Source organism: Comamonas sp. JUb58 (assembly GCF_004364775.1).
GTDB lineage: Bacteria > Pseudomonadota > Gammaproteobacteria > Burkholderiales > Burkholderiaceae_C > Comamonas.
The window spans coordinates 110,043-127,805 of the sequence record NZ_SOAL01000009.1; the positions used below are offsets into that span (position 1 = coordinate 110,043).

Consider the following 17,763-nt stretch of genomic DNA (forward strand, 5'->3'; position numbering starts at 1 on the left):
GTAAGCGCAACGCGATAGAAAAAATGCTTGGATAGTGATGGGCCAAAGAGACACGCTGCGCGTACATCCGGCGCGTAGCGGCTGCATCCGTGCGCAAAGAGGCATCGCCCAGGCGCAGACTGCGGGGCGGTCAAGATGAGGGGGGGGTGCTGGGTTGCGCGGCACAGCGCTGCACGCCAGCTAGAAGCGCTGCCGGCTGTTATGGAGCGAGAAAGTCAGGCCGGGCAGTGCGAGTGCCCGGGCCAGGGGTCAGTGCTGGCCAAACCGGGCCATATAGGCCTGGGGCTCCCCGGTCTTGAAGGCATGGGCAAATTCCTGCACGCTGTCGTCGATCGCCTGGTCGATGGATTGCGTCTCCCAGGCGCGCAGCATGCGCTTTTGCTGGCGCAGGGCCTGCGGGCCGTAGCTGGCCAGCTTGTTGGCCAGGTGCTCCACCTCGCCATCCAGCCGCTGGGGCGGCACCACCTGGTCGAGCAGACCCCATTGCAGCGCCTGCGCGGCATCGATGTTGTCACCCGTCAGCATCAGCCACTGCGTGCGTGCTGCGCCAATCAGCCGGGGCAGCAGCGCGGCATGGATCACCGAGGGGATGCCGACCTGGACCTCGGGCATACCGCATTGCACACGGTTGCTGGCAATGCGGATATCGCAGGCGCAGGCCAGCTCCAGCCCGCCGCCCAGGGTCCAGCCCGGCAGGCGTGCAATCACTGGCGTGGGGAACTGGCGCGCGCCTTCGCAGACGCGGCGCAAGCGGCTGATGAAGGCGGCGGCATTGTCGGGCGTGAGGGCACGCATTTCCTTGATGTCAGCGCCTGCGACAAAGGCCTTGTCGCCGGTGCCGCGCATCACCAGCACGCGGATGCGGCTGTCCTGCGCCAAGGTATCGAGCGCCTGGGCCAGGTCTTCCAGCACGGGCGACGACAGGATGTTCAGGCTGCCGGCGTTGCGAAAAGTCAGGGTGGCCACGCCCTTGTCTTGCAGGCTGGCATGGGCATGGTGCAGGTCGATCAAAAGCATGCATCCATTGTGGAGATGCATCGCAAACTGGCCGGTCCCCATCGGGACAAAACGCCATGCAGCCCATGAAATAGCCATGCAGTGCTATGATTTTAAAGGAGAATTTACATATTGAAACTATTACATGTACACATCACATGTAATGACTGTTATGGTGGCCGCATGGACCAAAAAACATCTGCCCACTACCAGCGCTTGCACCGCCAACGGTTGCGCGAGCAGGGGCTGGTGAAGAAAGAGGTCTGGGTACTTCCAGAGTACAGCGCGGTCCTGCATCTGCTCGAGAAGCAGATGCGCCAGCCGCAGGCGCAACCGGGTTCATTGACCATCCACCAACAGGAGGGGAGCATGGAAAACAGCAAGCACCACTACCGCAGCATTCAGGCGCTGGCCGAAGAGCTGGGCGCATCGGCGCTGGCCCGTGAGGGCAAGTTGCAGATAGAGCTACTGGAAGGGACCGAGACCAGCGTGCTGGTCACCTTGTCCGATTTTGGCGATCTACCCGTGCATGTGGCCCTGTCGGGCGAGCAGCTGGTGGTCGAGGCCTTTTTGTGGCCTGCCAACCAGGTGCGTGACGGCGCTGGCCTCAATGCGCAAATCCTGCGCCTGCAAAAGCTGTTCCCGTTCACGACGATGGCGCTGGAGCCGCTGGCCCGGGGTGGCGAGGGCTATGTGATGTTTGCTGCGATGCGCGCCAACAGCAGCACGGACGACATCCTCGCCGAGATCCTGATCCTGGCCGACAGCGTGATCCAGGCCACCGAGGCGCTGGCACCCTATCTGACCTTGGCGCAGGTCTGAGCGCAGCCCGTCCCCGACCCCACAGTACAAGGAGAGCATCATGACCGTATGGAACAAGCTGGTGACTGCGCTGCGCGGCGCGGCGCACGAGGCGGGTGAAGCCGTCACCGACAGCCAGGCGCTGCGCATCTTGGACCAGGAAATCCGCGATGCCGACAACGACCTGAACAGCTCCAAGGAAGCGCTGGCCGAGATCATGGCCAAGCAAAAGCTGTCCGCCGGCAAGCTGCAGACCACGCAAGCCAAGATTGCCGAATACGAGGGCTATGCGCTCAAGGCGCTGGAAACCCAGGACGAGGCCCTGGCGCTGGAAGTGGCCGGCAAGGTGGCCCTGCTCGAAACCCAGCGCGACGAAGAAGAAGCCCAGCTGGGGGCCTTTACCCAGAGCGTGGAGCAGCTGCGCACGGCGATCCAGACGGCGCAGTCGAACATCAAGCGCCTCAAGCAGCAGGCGGACACCGTCAAGGCCACCGAGAGCGTGCAGCGCGCCCAGGCCACGGTGGCCGGTCGCTACACCGGCTCGCAGTCGCGGGTGCAGACGGCGCTCGATTCGCTCGAGCGCATCAAGCAAAAGCAGGCCGAGCGCGGCGCCCGCATGGAGAGCGCGGCCGAGCTGGCACAAAGCAGCAGCGAAGACGCACTCGATGCCAAGCTGCGCGCCGCTGGCATCACCGCCAGCGCCGGCAATGCGCAGTCGGTGCTGGAGCGCCTCAAGGCGCAACGCGCCGGCAACAAGGAGGCCTGATACCGCCCGGGGCCATGGCTGGCCCGACCAGACACACAACAAGTGAGGAGCCGGCACTGCGCCCGCTACCCCACACCTAGAAGAGGGACTGCCATGTCGACATTTCTGCACTATGCGCTGGGCTTTCCGACCTTCATCTTCGGCGCATTGCTGCTGTGCATGCTGCTGTACTGGCTGATCGCCCTGCTCGGCCTGGTGGAGACCGATTCGCTCGACCAGTGGCTGCTGTTTGATGGCAGCGACCATGCCCATGGCGTGGAGCATTCGGTCAGCGCGCTGGCCGGCCTGCTGCTCAAGGTGGGGCTGGGCGGTATTCCGGCCACCGTCATCCTGACGGTGTTGCTGCTGCTGTCCTGGCTGGCGTCGTATGTGCTGTGCCACCTGGTGCCCATGCCCGAGGGCTGGGCGCTGCTCAACTGGCTCATCGGCAGCGCGCTGGCGGTGGCCGCCCTGGTGCTGGGCTTTGCCGCCACCGTGGTCGTGCTGCGGCCGCTGCGCGGCCTGGTGGCACGCATTGCACCGCCCGAGACCCCGCAGGTGCTGCTGGGCCGCAGTGGCCTGGTGCGCAGCGGGGTGGTCAACGCCACGCAGGGTTATGGCAGCGTCGATGACGGCGGCGGCGGGCTCAATGTGCAGATGCGCTCGCCTGAGCGCGAACTGCCACGCGGCACCGAGATCGTGCTGATCGAGCACCTGCCCGAGCACAACGCCTGGCGTGTGGTCAGCAAGGCCGAGTTCGATGGCAGCGAAATACCGGGCCTGCGCCCACCTGTTGTATAGGAGCGGGCCGCCTGCGCCAGCGCGGCGGCCGGCAATTGCACTTTTCAAAAATTGATACTGATAGGGAGCTACGCATGAATTGGGGAAATCTGGAGTGGTACATCGTCGCCGGGGTGGTGATCGGCTCGATCTTCATCGTCATCCTGGGCCTGTTTGCGCTGGTCAAGGCCTTCTACATCAAGGTGCCGCAGGGCACGGCCTTGATCATCAATGACACGACCTCGCAGCCCAAGGTGAAGTTCACCGGCGGCATGGTGCTGCCGGTGATCCACAAGAAGGAGTTCATGCGCATCTCGCTGATCACCTTGGAGATTGACCGCCGTGGCAAGGAAGGCCTGATCTGCCGCGACAACATGCGTGCCGACATCACCGTGGCCTTCTACCTGCGCGTCAACGAAACCGCTGCCGACGTGCTCAAGGTGGCCAAGGCCATCGGCGTGGACCGCGCCTCGGAAAAGGGCGCCGTCAACGAGCTGTTCAATGCCAAGTTCTCCGAGGCCTTGAAGACCGTGGGCAAGCAGATCGACTTTGTGAAGCTGTTCGAGAACCGCCAGGATTTCCGCGACCAGATCATCCATGTGATCGGCAACGACCTCAACGGCTATGTGCTCGAAGACGTGGCCATCGACTACCTGGAGCAGACCTCCAAGGCCTCGCTGGACCCGAACAACATCCTGGACGCAGAAGGTATCCGCAAGATCACCGAGCTGACGGCCAACCAGAACATCGTCACCAACGAACTCGAGCGCAATGCCGAGCTGGCCGTGACCAAGAAGAACGTCGAGACCAAGGAAGCGATGCTGGCGCTGGAACGCCAGCAGGCCGATGCCGAAGCGCGCCAGAAGCGCGAGATCGCCACCATCCAGGCGCGCGAGCAGGCCGAGACCCAGAAGGTGCAGGAAGAAGAGCGCCTCAAGGCCGAGCAGGCCCGCATCCAGACGCAGGAGCAGCTCGACATCCGAGAAGAAAACCGCCAGCGCGAAGTCGCCGTGGCGCAGCAGAACCGCGAGCGCGCCGTGGTGATCGAGATTGAAAAGGTCACCCGCGCCAAGGACCTGGAAGTGGTCTCGCGCCAGCGCGAAGTGGAGCTGCAGCGCATCGAGAAAGAGAAGGCCATCGAAGTCGAGAAGGCCAATATCGCCAACGTCATCCGCGAGCGCGTGGTGGTCGAAAAGGGCGTGGCCCAGGAAGAGGAACGCATCAAGGAAGTGCGCGTGGTGTCCGAAGCCGAGCGCATGAAGCAGGTCACCGTGCTGACCGCCCAGGCGCAAGCCGAAGAGGACCTGGTGCGCCAGGTCAAGAAGGCCGAGGCCGACGAATCGGCATCGCGCCACAAGGCCGTCGAAGTGACCACCCTGGCCCAGGCCGAGTTGGAAGCCGCCGGCAAGACCGCAGAAGCCAAGAAGAAGATGGCCGAGGCCATCGAGGTCGAGCGCGCAGCGCCGGGCCTGGCCGATGCCAAGGTGCGTGAAGTGACGGCCGCCGCGATTGAGCGCGAAGGCCTGGTGCAGGCCAAAATCATTGCCGAGAAGCTGATGGCCGAGGCCCGAGGCGAAGAGGAAAAGGGTCTGGCCGAAGTGCGCGTGATCGAGGCGCAGGCCGATGCCAACGAAAAGCTGGGCCTGGCCGATGCCAAGGTGCTGGAAGAGCGCCTGATGGCGCAGGCCCGTGGTGAAGCCCAGGTGGGCAACACCAAGGCCGTGGTGACCCGCGATGTGGGCCAGTCCGAAGCCGATGTGCTGCGCGACAAGCTGTTCGCCGAGGCCAAGGGTTTGACCGAGAAGTTCAGCGCGCTGGCCTCGCTGTCCGACCAGGCCCGCTCGCACGAAGAGTTCCGCATGCAGCTGGAGAAGAACTTCGAGCAAGCGCTGGCCGCCATCGAGGCGAACAAGACCGTGGCGCAGGAGCAGGCCGAGGTGCTGTCGGCCGCACTGTCCAAGGCCAATATCGACATCGTCGGCGGCGGTGGCGACTTCTTCAACAACTTTGCCAAGGCGCTGTCGGTGGGCAAGGCGGTCGAGGGTGTCTCGGCCAAGAGCCCCATCGTGCAGGAGCTGCTGCAGAAGTTCATCGGCGGCAAGGGCCTGCCCAGTGATGTGCTGAGCAACCTGCTGGGCGGTGGCCAGGACAAGAAGAGCCTGCCTCCGTCGGCGACCGAGTCCTGAGCCCGGGCCATGCCAGGCCGGGCGCCATGCCTGGTCTGGCCTGACCTTGGGCCGACTCGTTCCTTCTGGGCATCTAGCCCTCTTGCAAGGCAGGCTCCAGCCGCTGTGCTGGCCTGCCATGCCCCACCGCATTCTCTGCCGCTCTAGCCATGTCCACTACCCCATCCAACGACCCACCGGACCGCTCTGCCGTTGACGACGCCGTCGCCAGCGGTGGCTCCTATGAAGTGCTGGCCAAGCGGCTCGATGCCCAGGGCCAGGCGCTGGAGACCCTGGCGCGTGAGCTGAACGAAGCACGGCTGGAAGAATTTGGCCGCAGCCAGATGGAGGTCATCGCCCGCATGCGGGTGCGCACCGAAAACAACTGCCTGGGCCGCGACATCGCCCAGGTCGGTGGTTATCTGCTGTTTGGCTACAACGTGTTCATGGGCCTCAAGCAGGAGACGCGCATCGAGGATGTGTTCGCGCTCTACCGCTTGCACGAGGGCGAGCAGGGCTACGAAGTCACGCCGGTGGACACCAAGGACAGCTTTCTGGGTATCCAGAGCTTTGTGCAGGATTTCCAGGAGCTCTACGCCTACTACAAGCACACCAAGCTGATGCAGCTGGCGGTGCGCGATGGCAAGCTGCTGGCCAGCTTCCAGATCGGCGAGCGCCTGGGCGATGTGCGGGTGTTCCGCTGGTCGGTCTCGCCCGATGGCCAGCAGATCCGCTATATCGACAACCGGGGCGAGCGCGATATCGAGCTGCCCGCGCCCCATGATTTTGAATGGCAGCGCGCCGGCCGCGAGCACCTGGTGCAGGGCCGCCATCCGCACATCAACATCCTCGACAAGGTGTTTGTCGAGACGCTCGATGGTGACCTGACCATCAAGGTCGAGAACAACACCAACGACGGCCTGGGCATCTACCGCGAGCCGGTGCAGGAGAAGAACCAGTCGCTCGACGACGCCGTGTTTGAATACGCGGCCGTGGGCAGCCTGATCCTGCTCAAGATCCTGCCCTACCGCGAGGACCAGTGGCGCTACCTGGTCTACAACACCTTGTCGCGCCAGGTGCTGCGCATGGATGCGATTGGCGCGGCCTGCATCCAGCTGCCGCAGGACCACGGCATCATCTTCCCCGGCGGCTACTACCTGCAAAACGGCGAGCACCGCGCCTTTGAGCAGAACATGCAGGGCATGCGCTACCGCCGCAGCATCCGCTCGCCCAATGGCGAGGATGTGCTCTATGTGTTCTACGAGCCCGAGAGCGGGCGCATGGCGCTGTTCAAGTACAACCTGATCGAGCGGGCGCTGCAGCCGCCCATCATCGGCCACGGCTATGCGCGCATGGATGATGGCCGCATCGTCATTTTTGCCGCCGAGAGCAATGAGGCCTCGCGCGTGCACCCGATGCAGCTGTGGCGCACGCCTTTCGCGTCGGACGACTATGCGGCGCGCCAGCCGCAGAAAGACAGCGCGCTGGGCCGCATCGGCAATGCCGAGCTGGTCAGCGGCATCTCCGATCTGTACAGCGTGCGCAAGGAGATCGCGACCACCGAGGTATCGCTGCCGCGCTACGAGCGCCTGATCGACACCGCGCGCCGCCTGTTTGAGCGCTACCACTGGCTCAGCGGGCCGGGCATGCAGGCGCTGCATGAGAACCTGCTGGGCATCGTCGCCACCGGCGATGCGGTGCTGGACGAGTACGAAAAGGTCGAGAGCATCCGCCAGGCCTCGGCCAAGGCGATGAGCGAGGTCAGCAGCCGCCATGGGCAGCTGCTCAAGCAGATTCGCCTGTCCGATGGCGACAGCATCGATGCCTATGTGGGCGCGCTCACCGACCTGGCCGCACTGCGCGGCCAGTTGCTGGCCACGCGCGAGCTGCGCTATGTGGATGCCGCTGCCATCGATGCCATGGTGCAGACGGCCGACGAGGCCCAGGCCGAGGTATCGCAGCGCACGGCGGGCTTTATCGCCACCGATGCCGCGATGCAGCCCTATGTGGAGCAGCTGCAAACGCTGGACCAGCAGGCCCAGGCAGCGACCACGGTGGTGCAGCTGGCCGAGCCGCTGGCGCAGATGGCACAGATGTCGGCCGCGCTCGATCTGCTGTCCGAGTTGATGGGCAGCCTCAAGATCGACGATGCCACCCAGCGCACGGCGGTGGTGGACCGCATCTCGTCCATCTATGCCCGCCTCAACCAGGTGCGGGCGCGGGCCGAGCAGCGCAAATCCGGCCTGGGCAGCGCCGAGAACCTGGCGCAGTTTGCCGCGCAGCTGGCGCTGTTCTCGCAAAGCATCGTCAGCGGGCTGAACCTGGCCCAGACACCCGAGAAATGCGATGAGCAACTGGCGCGCCTGCTGGTACAGCTCGAAGACATCGAGGGCCAGTTTGGCGAGCATGCGCAGTTTCTCTCCGACATCATCGCCAAGCGCGAAGAGGTGCTGGAGACCTTCGAGGCGCGCAAGCAGTCCCTGCAGGACGAGCGCCAGCGCCGCGCGCAAGGCGTGCTCGATGCCGCGCTGCGCATTGTGCAAGGCCTGCCCAAGCGCACTGAAAAGATCGCCAGCCCCGAGGCCTTGCACGCCTTTTTTGCCGGCGATCCGCTCATCGCCAAGCTCAAGGAACTGGCCGGGCGCCTGCGCGGCGAGCTGCAGGACCCCGTCAAGGCCGATGACATCGATGGCCGCATCAAGTCGCTGCGCGACCAGGCCTTCCGCGCGCTGCAGGACCGCAATGAGCTGTACGAGGGCGATGGCAAGCTGATCCGCCTGGGCCGCCACCGCTTCTCGGTCGGCAACCAGGACCTGGACCTGACCTTGCTGCCCCGCGATGGCCAGCTCTACCTGCACCTGGTGGGCACCGAGTATTTCGAGCCGGTGGACAACCCAGAACTTGCCGGGCTGCAGGCCTACTGGGATGCCTCGTCGCCGGCCGAATCGGCCGAGATGTACCGGGGCGAGTACCTGGCGCTGGAAGTGGTGCAAGCCGTGCGTGCCGGCCGCGAGGGCTGGAGCCAGGACCGCCTGCGCCAGCTTTTGCCCGATGGCGAGGCACTGACCCAGGCGATCCGCGAGTTTTCTGCGCCGCGCTACCGCGATGGCTATGAGCGCGGCATCCACGACCATGATGCGGCGCTGATCCTGCAGGCGCTGGTGCCGCTGGCCGATGGCGCGGGTGTGCTGCGCCATGCACCGCAGGCGCGCAGCCTGGCGCTGCTGTTCTGGAGCCAGCAGGCCCATATCCAGCAGCCGCAGCTGGCCAGCAGCATTGCGCGCTGGCCTGAGCGCGCGCAGCAGGCCCTGGCCATGCAACAACTGCTGGGCAGCGAGACCGAGCGCCTGGCGCTGCAGACCGACATCATGGCCCAGCTGCGCGCCTTTGCGCAGGACCAGGGCCTGCTCGATGCGCTGCTGCGCTCCGACCCGGCCAGCCCTTTGCTGGCAGCTGCCGCAATCGATGAAGGTGAATGGGACAGCGAGGCCGACAACCTGCTGCGCGCCGCCGCCGATTACCTGCAGGCCGAGCTGGCGCACAAGGCGCTGCGCTTCCACTTCTCGGGCGCCAGCCAGGCGGTGATGGCCGCCTTGCAGCAGGCGCTCAAGGCCGGTCCCAAGGAAGGGCTGCACTGGGCCGACCTGCAGCGCTACTGGGCGGGCGGCGAGGCCGGCCAGGCCAGCCGCGAGCGCGGCGCCGCACCGCTGGCCCAGCGCTGGCGCAGCGCGCTGCACTGGCTGCAGACGGTGGCCCAGGCCGCGCCGCCGGCCGAGCGCGCCGCCTGGCTGCCCTACTGCAGCGAGGCGGCAGCCTGGCTGGTGTGCCAGGCCGAACTGACCCACCAGCTGAGCACCGCCGATTTGCGCTGCGAGGTGCAGGGCCTGCTGGGCCAGCATGGCCGGGTGGATAGCGGCCGCATGCACATCCAGCTCGATGAGCTGACCACGCGTGCGGCGCGCCACTACCGCCGCTATCTGCCGCAGTGGGAGCGCTACCAGGCGCTGCGCCAGCAGCTGCTGGGCGACTACCGCGCGCGCTTCCGGCTGGAAGAGTTCAAGGCCCGGCCGCTGTCGTCCTTTGTGCGCAACCGGCTGATCAACGAGATCTACCTGCCTGTGATTGGCGACAACCTGGCCAAGCAGATCGGCGTGGTGGGCGAGAACAAGCGCACCGACCAGATGGGCCTGCTGATGATGATCTCGCCGCCCGGCTACGGCAAGACCACCTTGATGGAATACGTGGCCAACCGCTTGGGGCTGATCTTCATGAAGATCAACGGCCCGGCGCTTGGCCATTCGGTGCGCTCGCTCGACCCGGCGCAGGCGCCCGATGCGACGGCGGCCAAGGAGCTGGAAAAGCTCAACCTGGCGCTGGAGATGGCCAACAACGTGATGCTGTACATCGACGATATCCAGCACACGCATCCCGAGTTTCTGCAGAAGTTCATCTCGCTGTCCGATGGCACGCGCCGCATCGAAGGCGTGTGGCGCGGCCAGACCAAGACCCATGACATGCGCGGCAAGCGCTTTTGCGTGGTCATGTCGGGCAACCCCTATACCGAGTCGGGGGAGGTCTTCAAGATCCCCGACATGCTGGCCAACCGCGCCGACATCTACAACCTGGGCGATGTGCTGGGCGGCATGGACGAGGTCTTCAAGCTCAGCTACATCGAGAACAGCATGACCTCGAACGCGGTGCTGGCGCCGATGGCCACACGCAGCCTGCAGGACCTGTACCTGCTGCTCGACCGGGTGCAGGGCAAGGAGGTCTCGGCCAATGCGCTGTCGCACGACTATGCCGCCGCCGAGCTGCGCGAGATGGAGGCTGTGCTGCAGCGCATGCTGCAGGTGCGCGAGCTGGTGTTCAAAGTGAACCAGCAGTACATCCACAGCGCCGCGCAGGACGACAACTACCGCACCGAGCCGCCGTTCAAGCTGCAGGGCAGCTACCGCAACATGAACAAGCTGGCCGAGAAGATCACCCCGGTGATGAACGATGCCGAGATGGCGCAGATGCTGAGCGACCATTACCAGGGCGAGGCGCAGATGCTGACCGGCGGCGCCGAGGAAAACCTGCTCAAGCTCGCCGAGCTGCGCGGCAGCACTGATGCCCAGGGCCAGGCGCGCTGGGCAGAGATCAAGGCCCAGTTCCAGCGCCAGCAGGCTGCTGGCGGCGCCAATGCCGATGCCGCCACGCGCGTGACCACCCAGCTGGTCGACCTGGTCGCCGCCACCCGGGCGATGGCCGAGGCCCAGCAGGCCCGCCACTTGGGCGATAGCGCTGCGCAAGAAGGCCTGCAGCGCATGCTGGCGCGATGGGGCCAGGCGCAAACCGCCGTGGGCCAGTCGCTCGATGGTATCCGCCAGGCAGTGCTGGACAGCGCGCCGGCGCCGCAGTCCGCAGAACCTGCCGATCCGCCGCTGGACCTGGCCATACAGCAGCTGGGCCAGCTGGTGCTGCAGTCGCTGCAACCGGTGGTGGAGCACCTGGACCAGAGCCGGCGCCAGCAGCTCGGTCTGCACCGGGTGCTGATGCAGGTTGCCACCCGCATGCAAGAGCAGATCGACCAGCAGCGCGCTGGCCGCCAGCCGCTGCAGCCCACCTTGCAGGCCGATGACATTGACAAGGCCTTTGACCGGATGCAGGACCCACGGCCAACGCGCTGAGCATCCCGGCGTCCCTGGCAACCGCAGCGACCACTGCCAGGGACGTTGAAAGCATTGTTATCAGGTGCAAGCAGCGCCCTTGTCCTAGGTCCGGGGCATGTCGCCTGCCGATACACTGTGCCGATGCGCGCTTCCCCCCTCTTTTCCTCTGCCCGCCAGGGTCTGCCACGCTGGTGGCTGCCGGCCCTGTGGCTGCTGCTCTGCGCCTGTCTGCTGCCCCCGGCAGCGACGGCACAGTCACTGACCTCGCTGGCCGGCTTGGGGAGCAGTTCATCGAGCAGCAGTAGTAGCGATGAGGAGCGCGCCATCCAGGCCCAGCGCGAGGCCACTGCCACCGCTGAGCAAGAGGCCGATGCGCTGGCGCAGTCGCTCGAGCGCCTGCGCAGCCGGGTGCAGACACCCGCAGGCACGGCGCCCGCGCCGCTCAGCGACCAGGAACTGGGGCAGATACAGGCGCGCTGGGAAGAGCGCGTGCCCGCCAATGCCAGCCAGGAAGTGCTGGAAAAGCTGCTCACCGATGAGCGCGAGGCGATTGCCGCGCTCAAGTCCGGCATCGAGAAATCGGCGGCCGAACAGGCCAACCTGGTGGCCCAGCCCGGCAATGGCCGCAGCGACCTGGCCAGCCTGCAGCAGCGCGTGCAGGAAACGGCTGCGCCGGTGACGGCCGAGCCGGGAGAGTCAAAAGCGCTGACCCAGGCGCGCCAGCAGCGCCGCAGCGCCGAACACCGCCGTGCCACGCAGGAGCTGGCGCTGCGCCAGGAAGAGCAATCCACCATCGAAACCCGCCAGCGCCTGCTGGATGTGCAGCTGCAAACCCAGCGCCGCGAGCTGCTGGAGCGCACGCCGCGCGTGGCCTGGCTCAACCAGCGCATTGCCGACCGCGCCCGCCAGCAGCTGGAGCAGCAGGTGCAGCAAACCCAGGCCGCCGAGAACGATACCGCCGAGGCCTCGGCTGCCGTGCGCGAGCTGGCGCAGCAAAACAGCGCGCTGGCCGCGCAGATCCTGGCCCACAACGACCGCCTGGTGCAAGAGCGCCAGGACCTCGCCAGCGACGAATACCGCCAAAGCCAGCTGGCCTCGGCGCTGCGCGACACACAGGCGCGCCTGCGCCTGGGCGGCAGTGCATCGGTGGGCCAGTGGCTGTGGAAGCAGCGGGTGGCGCTGCCCACGGTCAACACCATCCAGTCGCGCCGCAAGGCCACCTTGCGGCAGCTCGCGGAGCTGCGGCTGGCGCTGTTCAATGCCAGCGAGCGGCGCTTCAGCCTCAACGGCACGGCCACGGGTGGCGGCAACTCGGGCATGACCACGCGCGGCAGTGCCCAGAGCACGGCCTTGTGGACCAAGCAGGCGGCGCTGATCGACCAGCTCCAGCCCTTGCTGCTGCGTCGCATTGCCGTGCTGGAGCAGACCGATGCGGCGCTGCAATCGACCTTGACCAGTGGCAACGCGCTGCGCCAGGTGATGGACAAGGAGCTGCTGTGGTTCCCCAGCCATTTGGCGATGGGCGGCGCCTGGCTGGACGAGTGGCGCTCGGTGCTGCGCAGCTCGGACGGCGCCGGCCTGGAGCAGGGCGCCAGTGCCTCGCCATGGAACACCGCAAGAGCGCTGGGCGCCAGCATTTTGCGCAATCTCTGGATCTATGCCGGCATCGTTGCGGGTGTGGCACTGTTGCTGGGCCTGCGCCGCTATGCCTTGCAAAAGCTGCAGGCGATTGCCACGCAGGTCGACAACTTCTCGCAGGACCACTTTGGCCTGACCTTGCTGGCGCTGGGCTGGAGCCTGCTCTATGCACTGCCCTGGAGCTTTGCCACTGCCGCGCTGGGCACCTTGCTGCAATCGACGGCCGCGCCAGTGGCGCTGGAGCCGCTGGGCCAGGCGCTGGAGCAGCTGAGCGCCTTTGTCTTTGTCGTGACCCTGCTGAACGTGCTGTTCCGCCCCTGCGGGCTGGCCGTGGCGCACTTTGGCTGGCCGCGCGAGCGGGTGCAGGTGCTGCGCCAGATGGTGCTGCGCGCCACCTGGCTGATCGTGCCCATTGATCTGCTGGGCGGCCTGGCCTTCTTCAGCCACGATGATTCGGCCATCAGCACCTGGGGCCGCATGTGCCTGCTGGTGCTGACCCTGGGCCTGGCCTGGATGGCCTTCCGCTACCTGCGCCAAAGCCTGGGCAAGCAGCGCCCCGGCCTGCGCTGGAGCCAGGTGGTGAGCGTGGCCGTGCTGCTGGTGCTGGCCGTGACCCTGGTCGGCATTGGGCTGGGCTATGTCTATACCGCGACCGAGGTGATCCAGGCGCTGCTGAGCAGCTTTGTGTTCCTGGCGGCGGCCGAGGTGCTGGTCAGCCTGCTGCGGCGCTGGCTGCTGCTGGGCGAGCGCCGCCTGGCGCTGAACCGCCTGCGCGCTGCCGCCTTGCAGCGCCAGGCGGCCAATGCCGCAGCGGCTGCCGATGCCGCCGCTGGCGGCGGAACCGCCCCCACGGCCAACAACAATGCCACCGATGAGCAAAGCCAGATGGCCTTGGTGACGGTGAGCACCCAGGCGCACCGCCTGCTGGGCCTGCTGCAGCGGGTGCTGGTGGCGCTCAGCCTGGTCTATGCCTGGTCGCCGGTGCTGCCGGCGCTGCTGCGCTTTGAAGGTGTGGTGCTCTGGTACACCACCAATACCGAGGCCAGCGGCATTGCCCGCCCCGCGCCGGTGAGCCTGATGGATCTGCTGGTTGGCGCGCTGATCCTGCTGATGACCTTCAGCCTGACGCGCAACCTGCCGGGCCTGGTCGAGGTGGTGTTCTCCAGCACGCGCCGGGTCAGCAGCTCTGACCGCTACACGATGGCCACCTTGGCGCGCTACGGCATCACCATTGCCGGCACGGTGAGTGCGCTGTCCCTGCTGGGGCTGCGCTGGAGCCAGCTGCAGTGGATGGCCGCCGCGCTGACCGTGGGTCTGGGTTTTGGTCTGCAGGAGATTTTTGCCAACTTCGTCTCGGGGCTGATCCTGCTGGTGGAGCGGCCCTTCCGGGTCGGCGATGTGATCACCATCAACCAGCACACCGGCACGGTCACCCGCATCCGCACCCGCGCCACCACCGTGCTGGATTTTGACAACCAGGAAATCGTCATCCCGAACAAGACCTTCATCACCGGCCAGGTGACGAACTGGACCTTGAGCGACGATGTGACCCGCCTGATCATCGATGTCTCAGTCGCGCACGGCAGCGACCCGGCCGAGGTGCAGCGCATGCTGCTGGCGATTGCGGCCGAGCACCCTAAAGTGCTGCGCGAGCCCGAGGCCAACTGCTGGTTCATGGCGCTCGAAGGCCAGGGCCAGAAGTTCGAGCTGCGCGTCTATGTGGGTGCGGTGGACGACCGCCTGCCGGTGCGCAACGACCTCAACCGCAGCATCAATGCGCGCCTCAAGGCGGCCGGCATTGCGGTGGCCTTCCCGCAGATGGACATCCATGTGCGCGACCTGCCGCCAGCCCCGGCTGCAGCGCAGGAGGCGCAGGGCGCTTAAGGGGTTTGGGACGCTGCCTGCACCAGCGCCACAAAGCGCTTGGCGGCCAGGCCCATCGGGTGCTCCTTGGACCAGACCACATCCACATAGAGCTGGGCGCCATTGCTGAGGTTGGCAAACTCCATCGCTACCAGCGCGCCCGACTGCAGCAGCGGCGCCACCAGCGGCTGGGGCAGCCAGCCCCAGCCAATGCCGGCGCTGACCATCTGCAAGGCGGCCACATGGTTGTCGGTGCGCCAGACATCGCGGGCATAGACCAGCCGCTCATGGTCCAGCGACCAGTCACGGCTGGCAACGATGATCTGCCGGGTGTTGGTCAGGTGGTGCTCGCGCAGCTGGGGCCTGGCCGGCTCGCCCGGTAGCGGCGCCTGGTGCAGCGACAGCATCAGCGGGTGGCTGGGGGCGATCACCGCCAGCAGGGTCTCGGTCGCCACTTCCTGAAAACCTTCGCGGCCATCGAGGCTGGGCCGCTCAAACACCAGCGCCAGCTGCGCGCGGCCACTGTGCAGCATGGTCAGCGCATCGGCCTGCGGGGCGGTGAGCACCTCAACCGCCAGCTGTGGGTATTCCTGCGCCAAGGCGGCCAGCGGTGCGGCCCAGGGGGCCGAGAGCAGCTCGGGCGCGATGGCCAAGGTCAGCCGCGATTCCAGCCCTTGCTCCAGCGCCAGCGCATGGGCATTGAGCTGCTGCAGTTGCGCGGCCAGCAAGCGTGCCTGCGGCTCCAGTGCCAGCGCGGCGGGCAGCGGCCGGGGCTCGCGGCCTTCGCGGGCAAACAGTGGCATCTGCAGCTCGGCCTCCAGCTGGGCGATCTGCATGCTGACGGCCGAGGGCACCTTGCCCAGCGCCCGGGCGGCGGCCGAGAAGCTGCCATGGTCGAGCACGGCCAGCAAGGTCTGGATGGTGTCGGAGTCGAAGGGGGCAAAGGCGCTGCGCATTGATGTGTCAGTTTTTCTGAAAGATTCTGACTTATGTTATCAGTTCATGACACATAAGATAGCGCCCCATGTCAGTTCAAAAAATACAAAACAGCCCTTGGTCCCTGCAGGGGCCCATGCGGCGCGTGGTCTATGTGGCCTTGTACGAAGCGATTGCGATTGTGGCCGCCACGGCAGGCCTGTCGGCCTTGTCCGGCCAGGGTGCTGCGCACTCCGGTGTCGTGGCTGCTGCCTCGTCGGCCATCGCGATCATGTGGAATGTGGTCTGGAACCATCTGTTCGAGCGCTGGGAAGCCACCCAGCCCACCCGTGGGCGCGGCCTGGGCCGCCGCATTGCGCATGCACTGGGCATGGAAGGCGGCCTCGTCTTCATGCTCGTGCCTTTGTTTGCCTGGTGGTTCAATGTCAGCCTCTGGGATGCGCTGGTGATGGACATCGGCCTGCTGCTGTTCTTCCTGGTCTACACCTTTGTGTTCAATTGGTCGTTCGACCGCCTGTTCGGCCTGCCGCAATCGGCGCAGTAGCCCAGCCATGAAAGCACAACGGGGCGCCGTGTCTCCACGACGCCCCGTTTCTATTTGGCCGCGCTTAGCGAATCCAGGCAATCATCAGCTGCAGCACAAAGGCGTTGATGATGTCGATAAAGAACGCGCCCACCAGCGGCACGATCAAGAAGGCCTTGTGCGAGGGGCCGTACTGGCTGGTGATGGCCTGCATGTTGGCGACGGCGGTGGGCGTGGCGCCCATGCCAAAGCCGCAGTGGCCGGCAGCCAGTACAGCGGCATCGTAGTTGCGGCCCATGGTGCGGAAGGTGACGAACACGGCAAACAGTGCCAGAGCCACGGTCTGCACGGCCAGGATGAACATCAGCGGCCCGGCCAGATCGGCCAGCTCCCAGAGCTTGAGCGACAGCAGCGCAATGGCCAGGTAGATCGACAGGCCGGCGTTGCCGAACACATCGATGGCGCGGTCAAACACCTTGAAGCCAAAACCATAGTCCAGCACATTGCGGATCACCACGCCGCCGCCCAGCGCCCAGACAAAGGTGGGCAGCTGCAGCTTGGTGCCCTGGGTGGCGCTGGTCATGAACTCGGCAAAGGCCAGACAGCCGGCAAACAGCGCCAGGGTCTCGATGGCGGCCTCGGCCGTGATCAGGCGCGGGGCGGTATTGGGGGTTTCAAAGTTGGCAGGCTCCTGACCTTCGCTGGCGCTGGCTGCCGGGTGGGCCAGGCCGCGTGGCTGGGCCAATTGGTGGCGGGTGATCAGGCGCTTGGCCAGTGGGCCGCCCAACAGGCCGCCAATGACCAGGCCAAAGGTGGCGCAGGCGATCCCCAAGGCGGTGGCGCCGCTCAGGCCGTATTGGTTCTCCAGCACCGAGCCCCAGGCACCAGCGGTACCGTGGCCGCCCAGCAAGGTGATCGAGCCCGCGACCAGGCCAATCAGCGGGTCCAGCCCCAGCAGGGTGGCCAGGCCCACGCCCACGCCGTTTTGCACAAAGATAAAGGCGACGATCACGCCCAGAAACACCACCAGGCCCATGCCGCCCTCGCGCAGCTTGGCAAAGTTGGCGCTCAGCCCGATCGACGAGAAGAACACCAGCATGAAGGTGGTCTGCATGCCGGTGGCAAAGGCCAGGGTCAGGCCGGTGGCCTGGTGCAGCGCAAAGATGATGGCCGCCACCACCAGGCCGCCAGAGACCGGCTCGGGGATGTTGAAGTCGCGCAGAAAACGGATATGCCGCGTCAGCAACTTGCCCAGCAAGAGCACGAGCACGGCAAAGATCAGGGTGTAGTAAGCACTGAAACTCAGATGCAAGGGAATTCTCCTCAAATAGCAGGCCTTGACCTGGTTGAAAACAGAAAGCCGGTGTTAGCTATCGATTGGTGTTTTTTGCCGGCAAAGTGCTGCAATATGGGTGAAGGCCGAAGCATCGTTTGATTGAATAAGGCTATAACCAACCGTGCTGAGTGGTGTTTATGGCTATGGACAAGTTCCCCTGCCTGTGCTTTAGCAGCCTGCCTGGCTTAAAATGCGGGGCCTTGTCCCAAGGAGCGCTGCAGCAGGCCGGTGGTACCCCCATCACAGGCCTGTCAGGCTTGGGGCAGGTCGACGGGCATGCATGGCATCGCCCGCATCAACGGCGCTCACCTGTTCTGTCTCTGTTTTCT

At 65.8% G+C, this 17,763-nt stretch carries 10 protein-coding genes and 1 riboswitch; of the genes, 7 read left to right on the forward strand and 3 right to left on the reverse strand.

Going from position 1 to position 17,763, the window contains the following annotated elements:
• Positions 1-249: 249 nt before the first annotated feature.
• Complete coding sequence (locus EDF71_RS11530; RefSeq protein WP_133856730.1) at positions 250-1,017, reverse strand: enoyl-CoA hydratase; 768 nt, start codon at positions 1,015-1,017, stop codon at positions 250-252.
• A gap of 348 nt (positions 1,018-1,365) precedes the next feature.
• On the opposite strand from EDF71_RS11530, the gene EDF71_RS11535 reads away from it, so the two are divergent.
• From EDF71_RS11535 to EDF71_RS11560, 6 genes are all read left to right on the forward strand, one after another.
• Positions 1,366-1,818, forward strand: coding sequence for a YjfI family protein (locus tag EDF71_RS11535; protein ID WP_243854266.1), 453 nt, complete (start codon positions 1,366-1,368; stop codon positions 1,816-1,818).
• 40 nt (positions 1,819-1,858) lie between these two features.
• The gene (locus EDF71_RS11540; protein WP_133856732.1) at positions 1,859-2,563 is read left to right on the forward strand and encodes a PspA/IM30 family protein; all 705 of its coding nucleotides are present in this window, start codon (positions 1,859-1,861) and stop codon (positions 2,561-2,563) included.
• A 93-nt stretch (positions 2,564-2,656) separates the two neighbouring features.
• A complete protein-coding gene (locus EDF71_RS11545; protein WP_133856733.1) occupies positions 2,657-3,343 on the forward strand; it encodes a ubiquinone biosynthesis protein UbiH in 687 nt (228 codons plus the stop codon).
• 74 nt (positions 3,344-3,417) lie between these two features.
• On the forward strand, positions 3,418-5,508 hold the full coding sequence (locus tag EDF71_RS11550; RefSeq protein WP_133856734.1) for a flotillin family protein: 2,091 nt from the start codon (positions 3,418-3,420) through the stop codon (positions 5,506-5,508).
• Positions 5,509-5,657: 149 nt separating this feature from the next.
• Positions 5,658-11,156, forward strand: a complete 5,499-nt coding sequence (locus EDF71_RS11555) for a DNA repair ATPase (RefSeq protein WP_133856735.1) — start codon at positions 5,658-5,660, stop codon at positions 11,154-11,156.
• Between the two features lie 123 nt (positions 11,157-11,279).
• Positions 11,280-14,660, forward strand: a complete 3,381-nt coding sequence (locus EDF71_RS11560; protein ID WP_133856736.1) for a mechanosensitive ion channel domain-containing protein — start codon at positions 11,280-11,282, stop codon at positions 14,658-14,660.
• Here EDF71_RS11560 and EDF71_RS11565 read toward each other — a convergent pair.
• A complete protein-coding gene (locus EDF71_RS11565) occupies positions 14,657-15,595 on the reverse strand; it encodes a LysR family transcriptional regulator (protein ID WP_133856737.1) in 939 nt (312 codons plus the stop codon). The genes EDF71_RS11560 and EDF71_RS11565 overlap by 4 nt on opposite strands.
• Positions 15,596-15,663: 68 nt before the next feature.
• Between EDF71_RS11565 and EDF71_RS11570 the strand changes: the two genes are divergently transcribed.
• Positions 15,664-16,119, forward strand: coding sequence for a PACE efflux transporter (locus EDF71_RS11570; protein WP_243854267.1), 456 nt, complete (start codon positions 15,664-15,666; stop codon positions 16,117-16,119).
• Positions 16,120-16,183: 64 nt separating this feature from the next.
• On the opposite strand, the gene gltS is transcribed toward EDF71_RS11570, so the two are convergent.
• Positions 16,184-17,410 carry a sodium/glutamate symporter gene (gene gltS / locus EDF71_RS11575; protein ID WP_133856738.1) on the reverse strand — a complete coding sequence of 409 codons (1,227 nt, stop codon included), beginning with the start codon at positions 17,408-17,410 and terminating at the stop codon, positions 16,184-16,186.
• Between the two features lie 225 nt (positions 17,411-17,635).
• Positions 17,636-17,748, forward strand: a riboswitch (S-adenosyl-L-homocysteine riboswitch).
• Positions 17,749-17,763: the final 15 nt, after the last annotated feature.

Coding starts and splice junctions, on each gene's coding strand:
- EDF71_RS11570 (WP_243854267.1), top strand. CDS start 15,664: ATGTCAGTTCAAAAAATACAAAACAGCCCTTGGTCCCTGCAGGGGCCC.
- EDF71_RS11565 (WP_133856737.1), bottom strand. CDS start 15,595: ATGCGCAGCGCCTTTGCCCCCTTCGACTCCGACACCATCCAGACCTTG.
- EDF71_RS11555 (WP_133856735.1), top strand. CDS start 5,658: ATGTCCACTACCCCATCCAACGACCCACCGGACCGCTCTGCCGTTGAC.
- EDF71_RS11550 (WP_133856734.1), top strand. CDS start 3,418: ATGAATTGGGGAAATCTGGAGTGGTACATCGTCGCCGGGGTGGTGATC.
- EDF71_RS11545 (WP_133856733.1), top strand. CDS start 2,657: ATGTCGACATTTCTGCACTATGCGCTGGGCTTTCCGACCTTCATCTTC.
- EDF71_RS11540 (WP_133856732.1), top strand. CDS start 1,859: ATGACCGTATGGAACAAGCTGGTGACTGCGCTGCGCGGCGCGGCGCAC.
- EDF71_RS11560 (WP_133856736.1), top strand. CDS start 11,280: ATGCGCGCTTCCCCCCTCTTTTCCTCTGCCCGCCAGGGTCTGCCACGC.
- EDF71_RS11535 (WP_243854266.1), top strand. CDS start 1,366: ATGGAAAACAGCAAGCACCACTACCGCAGCATTCAGGCGCTGGCCGAA.
- EDF71_RS11530 (WP_133856730.1), bottom strand. CDS start 1,017: ATGCTTTTGATCGACCTGCACCATGCCCATGCCAGCCTGCAAGACAAG.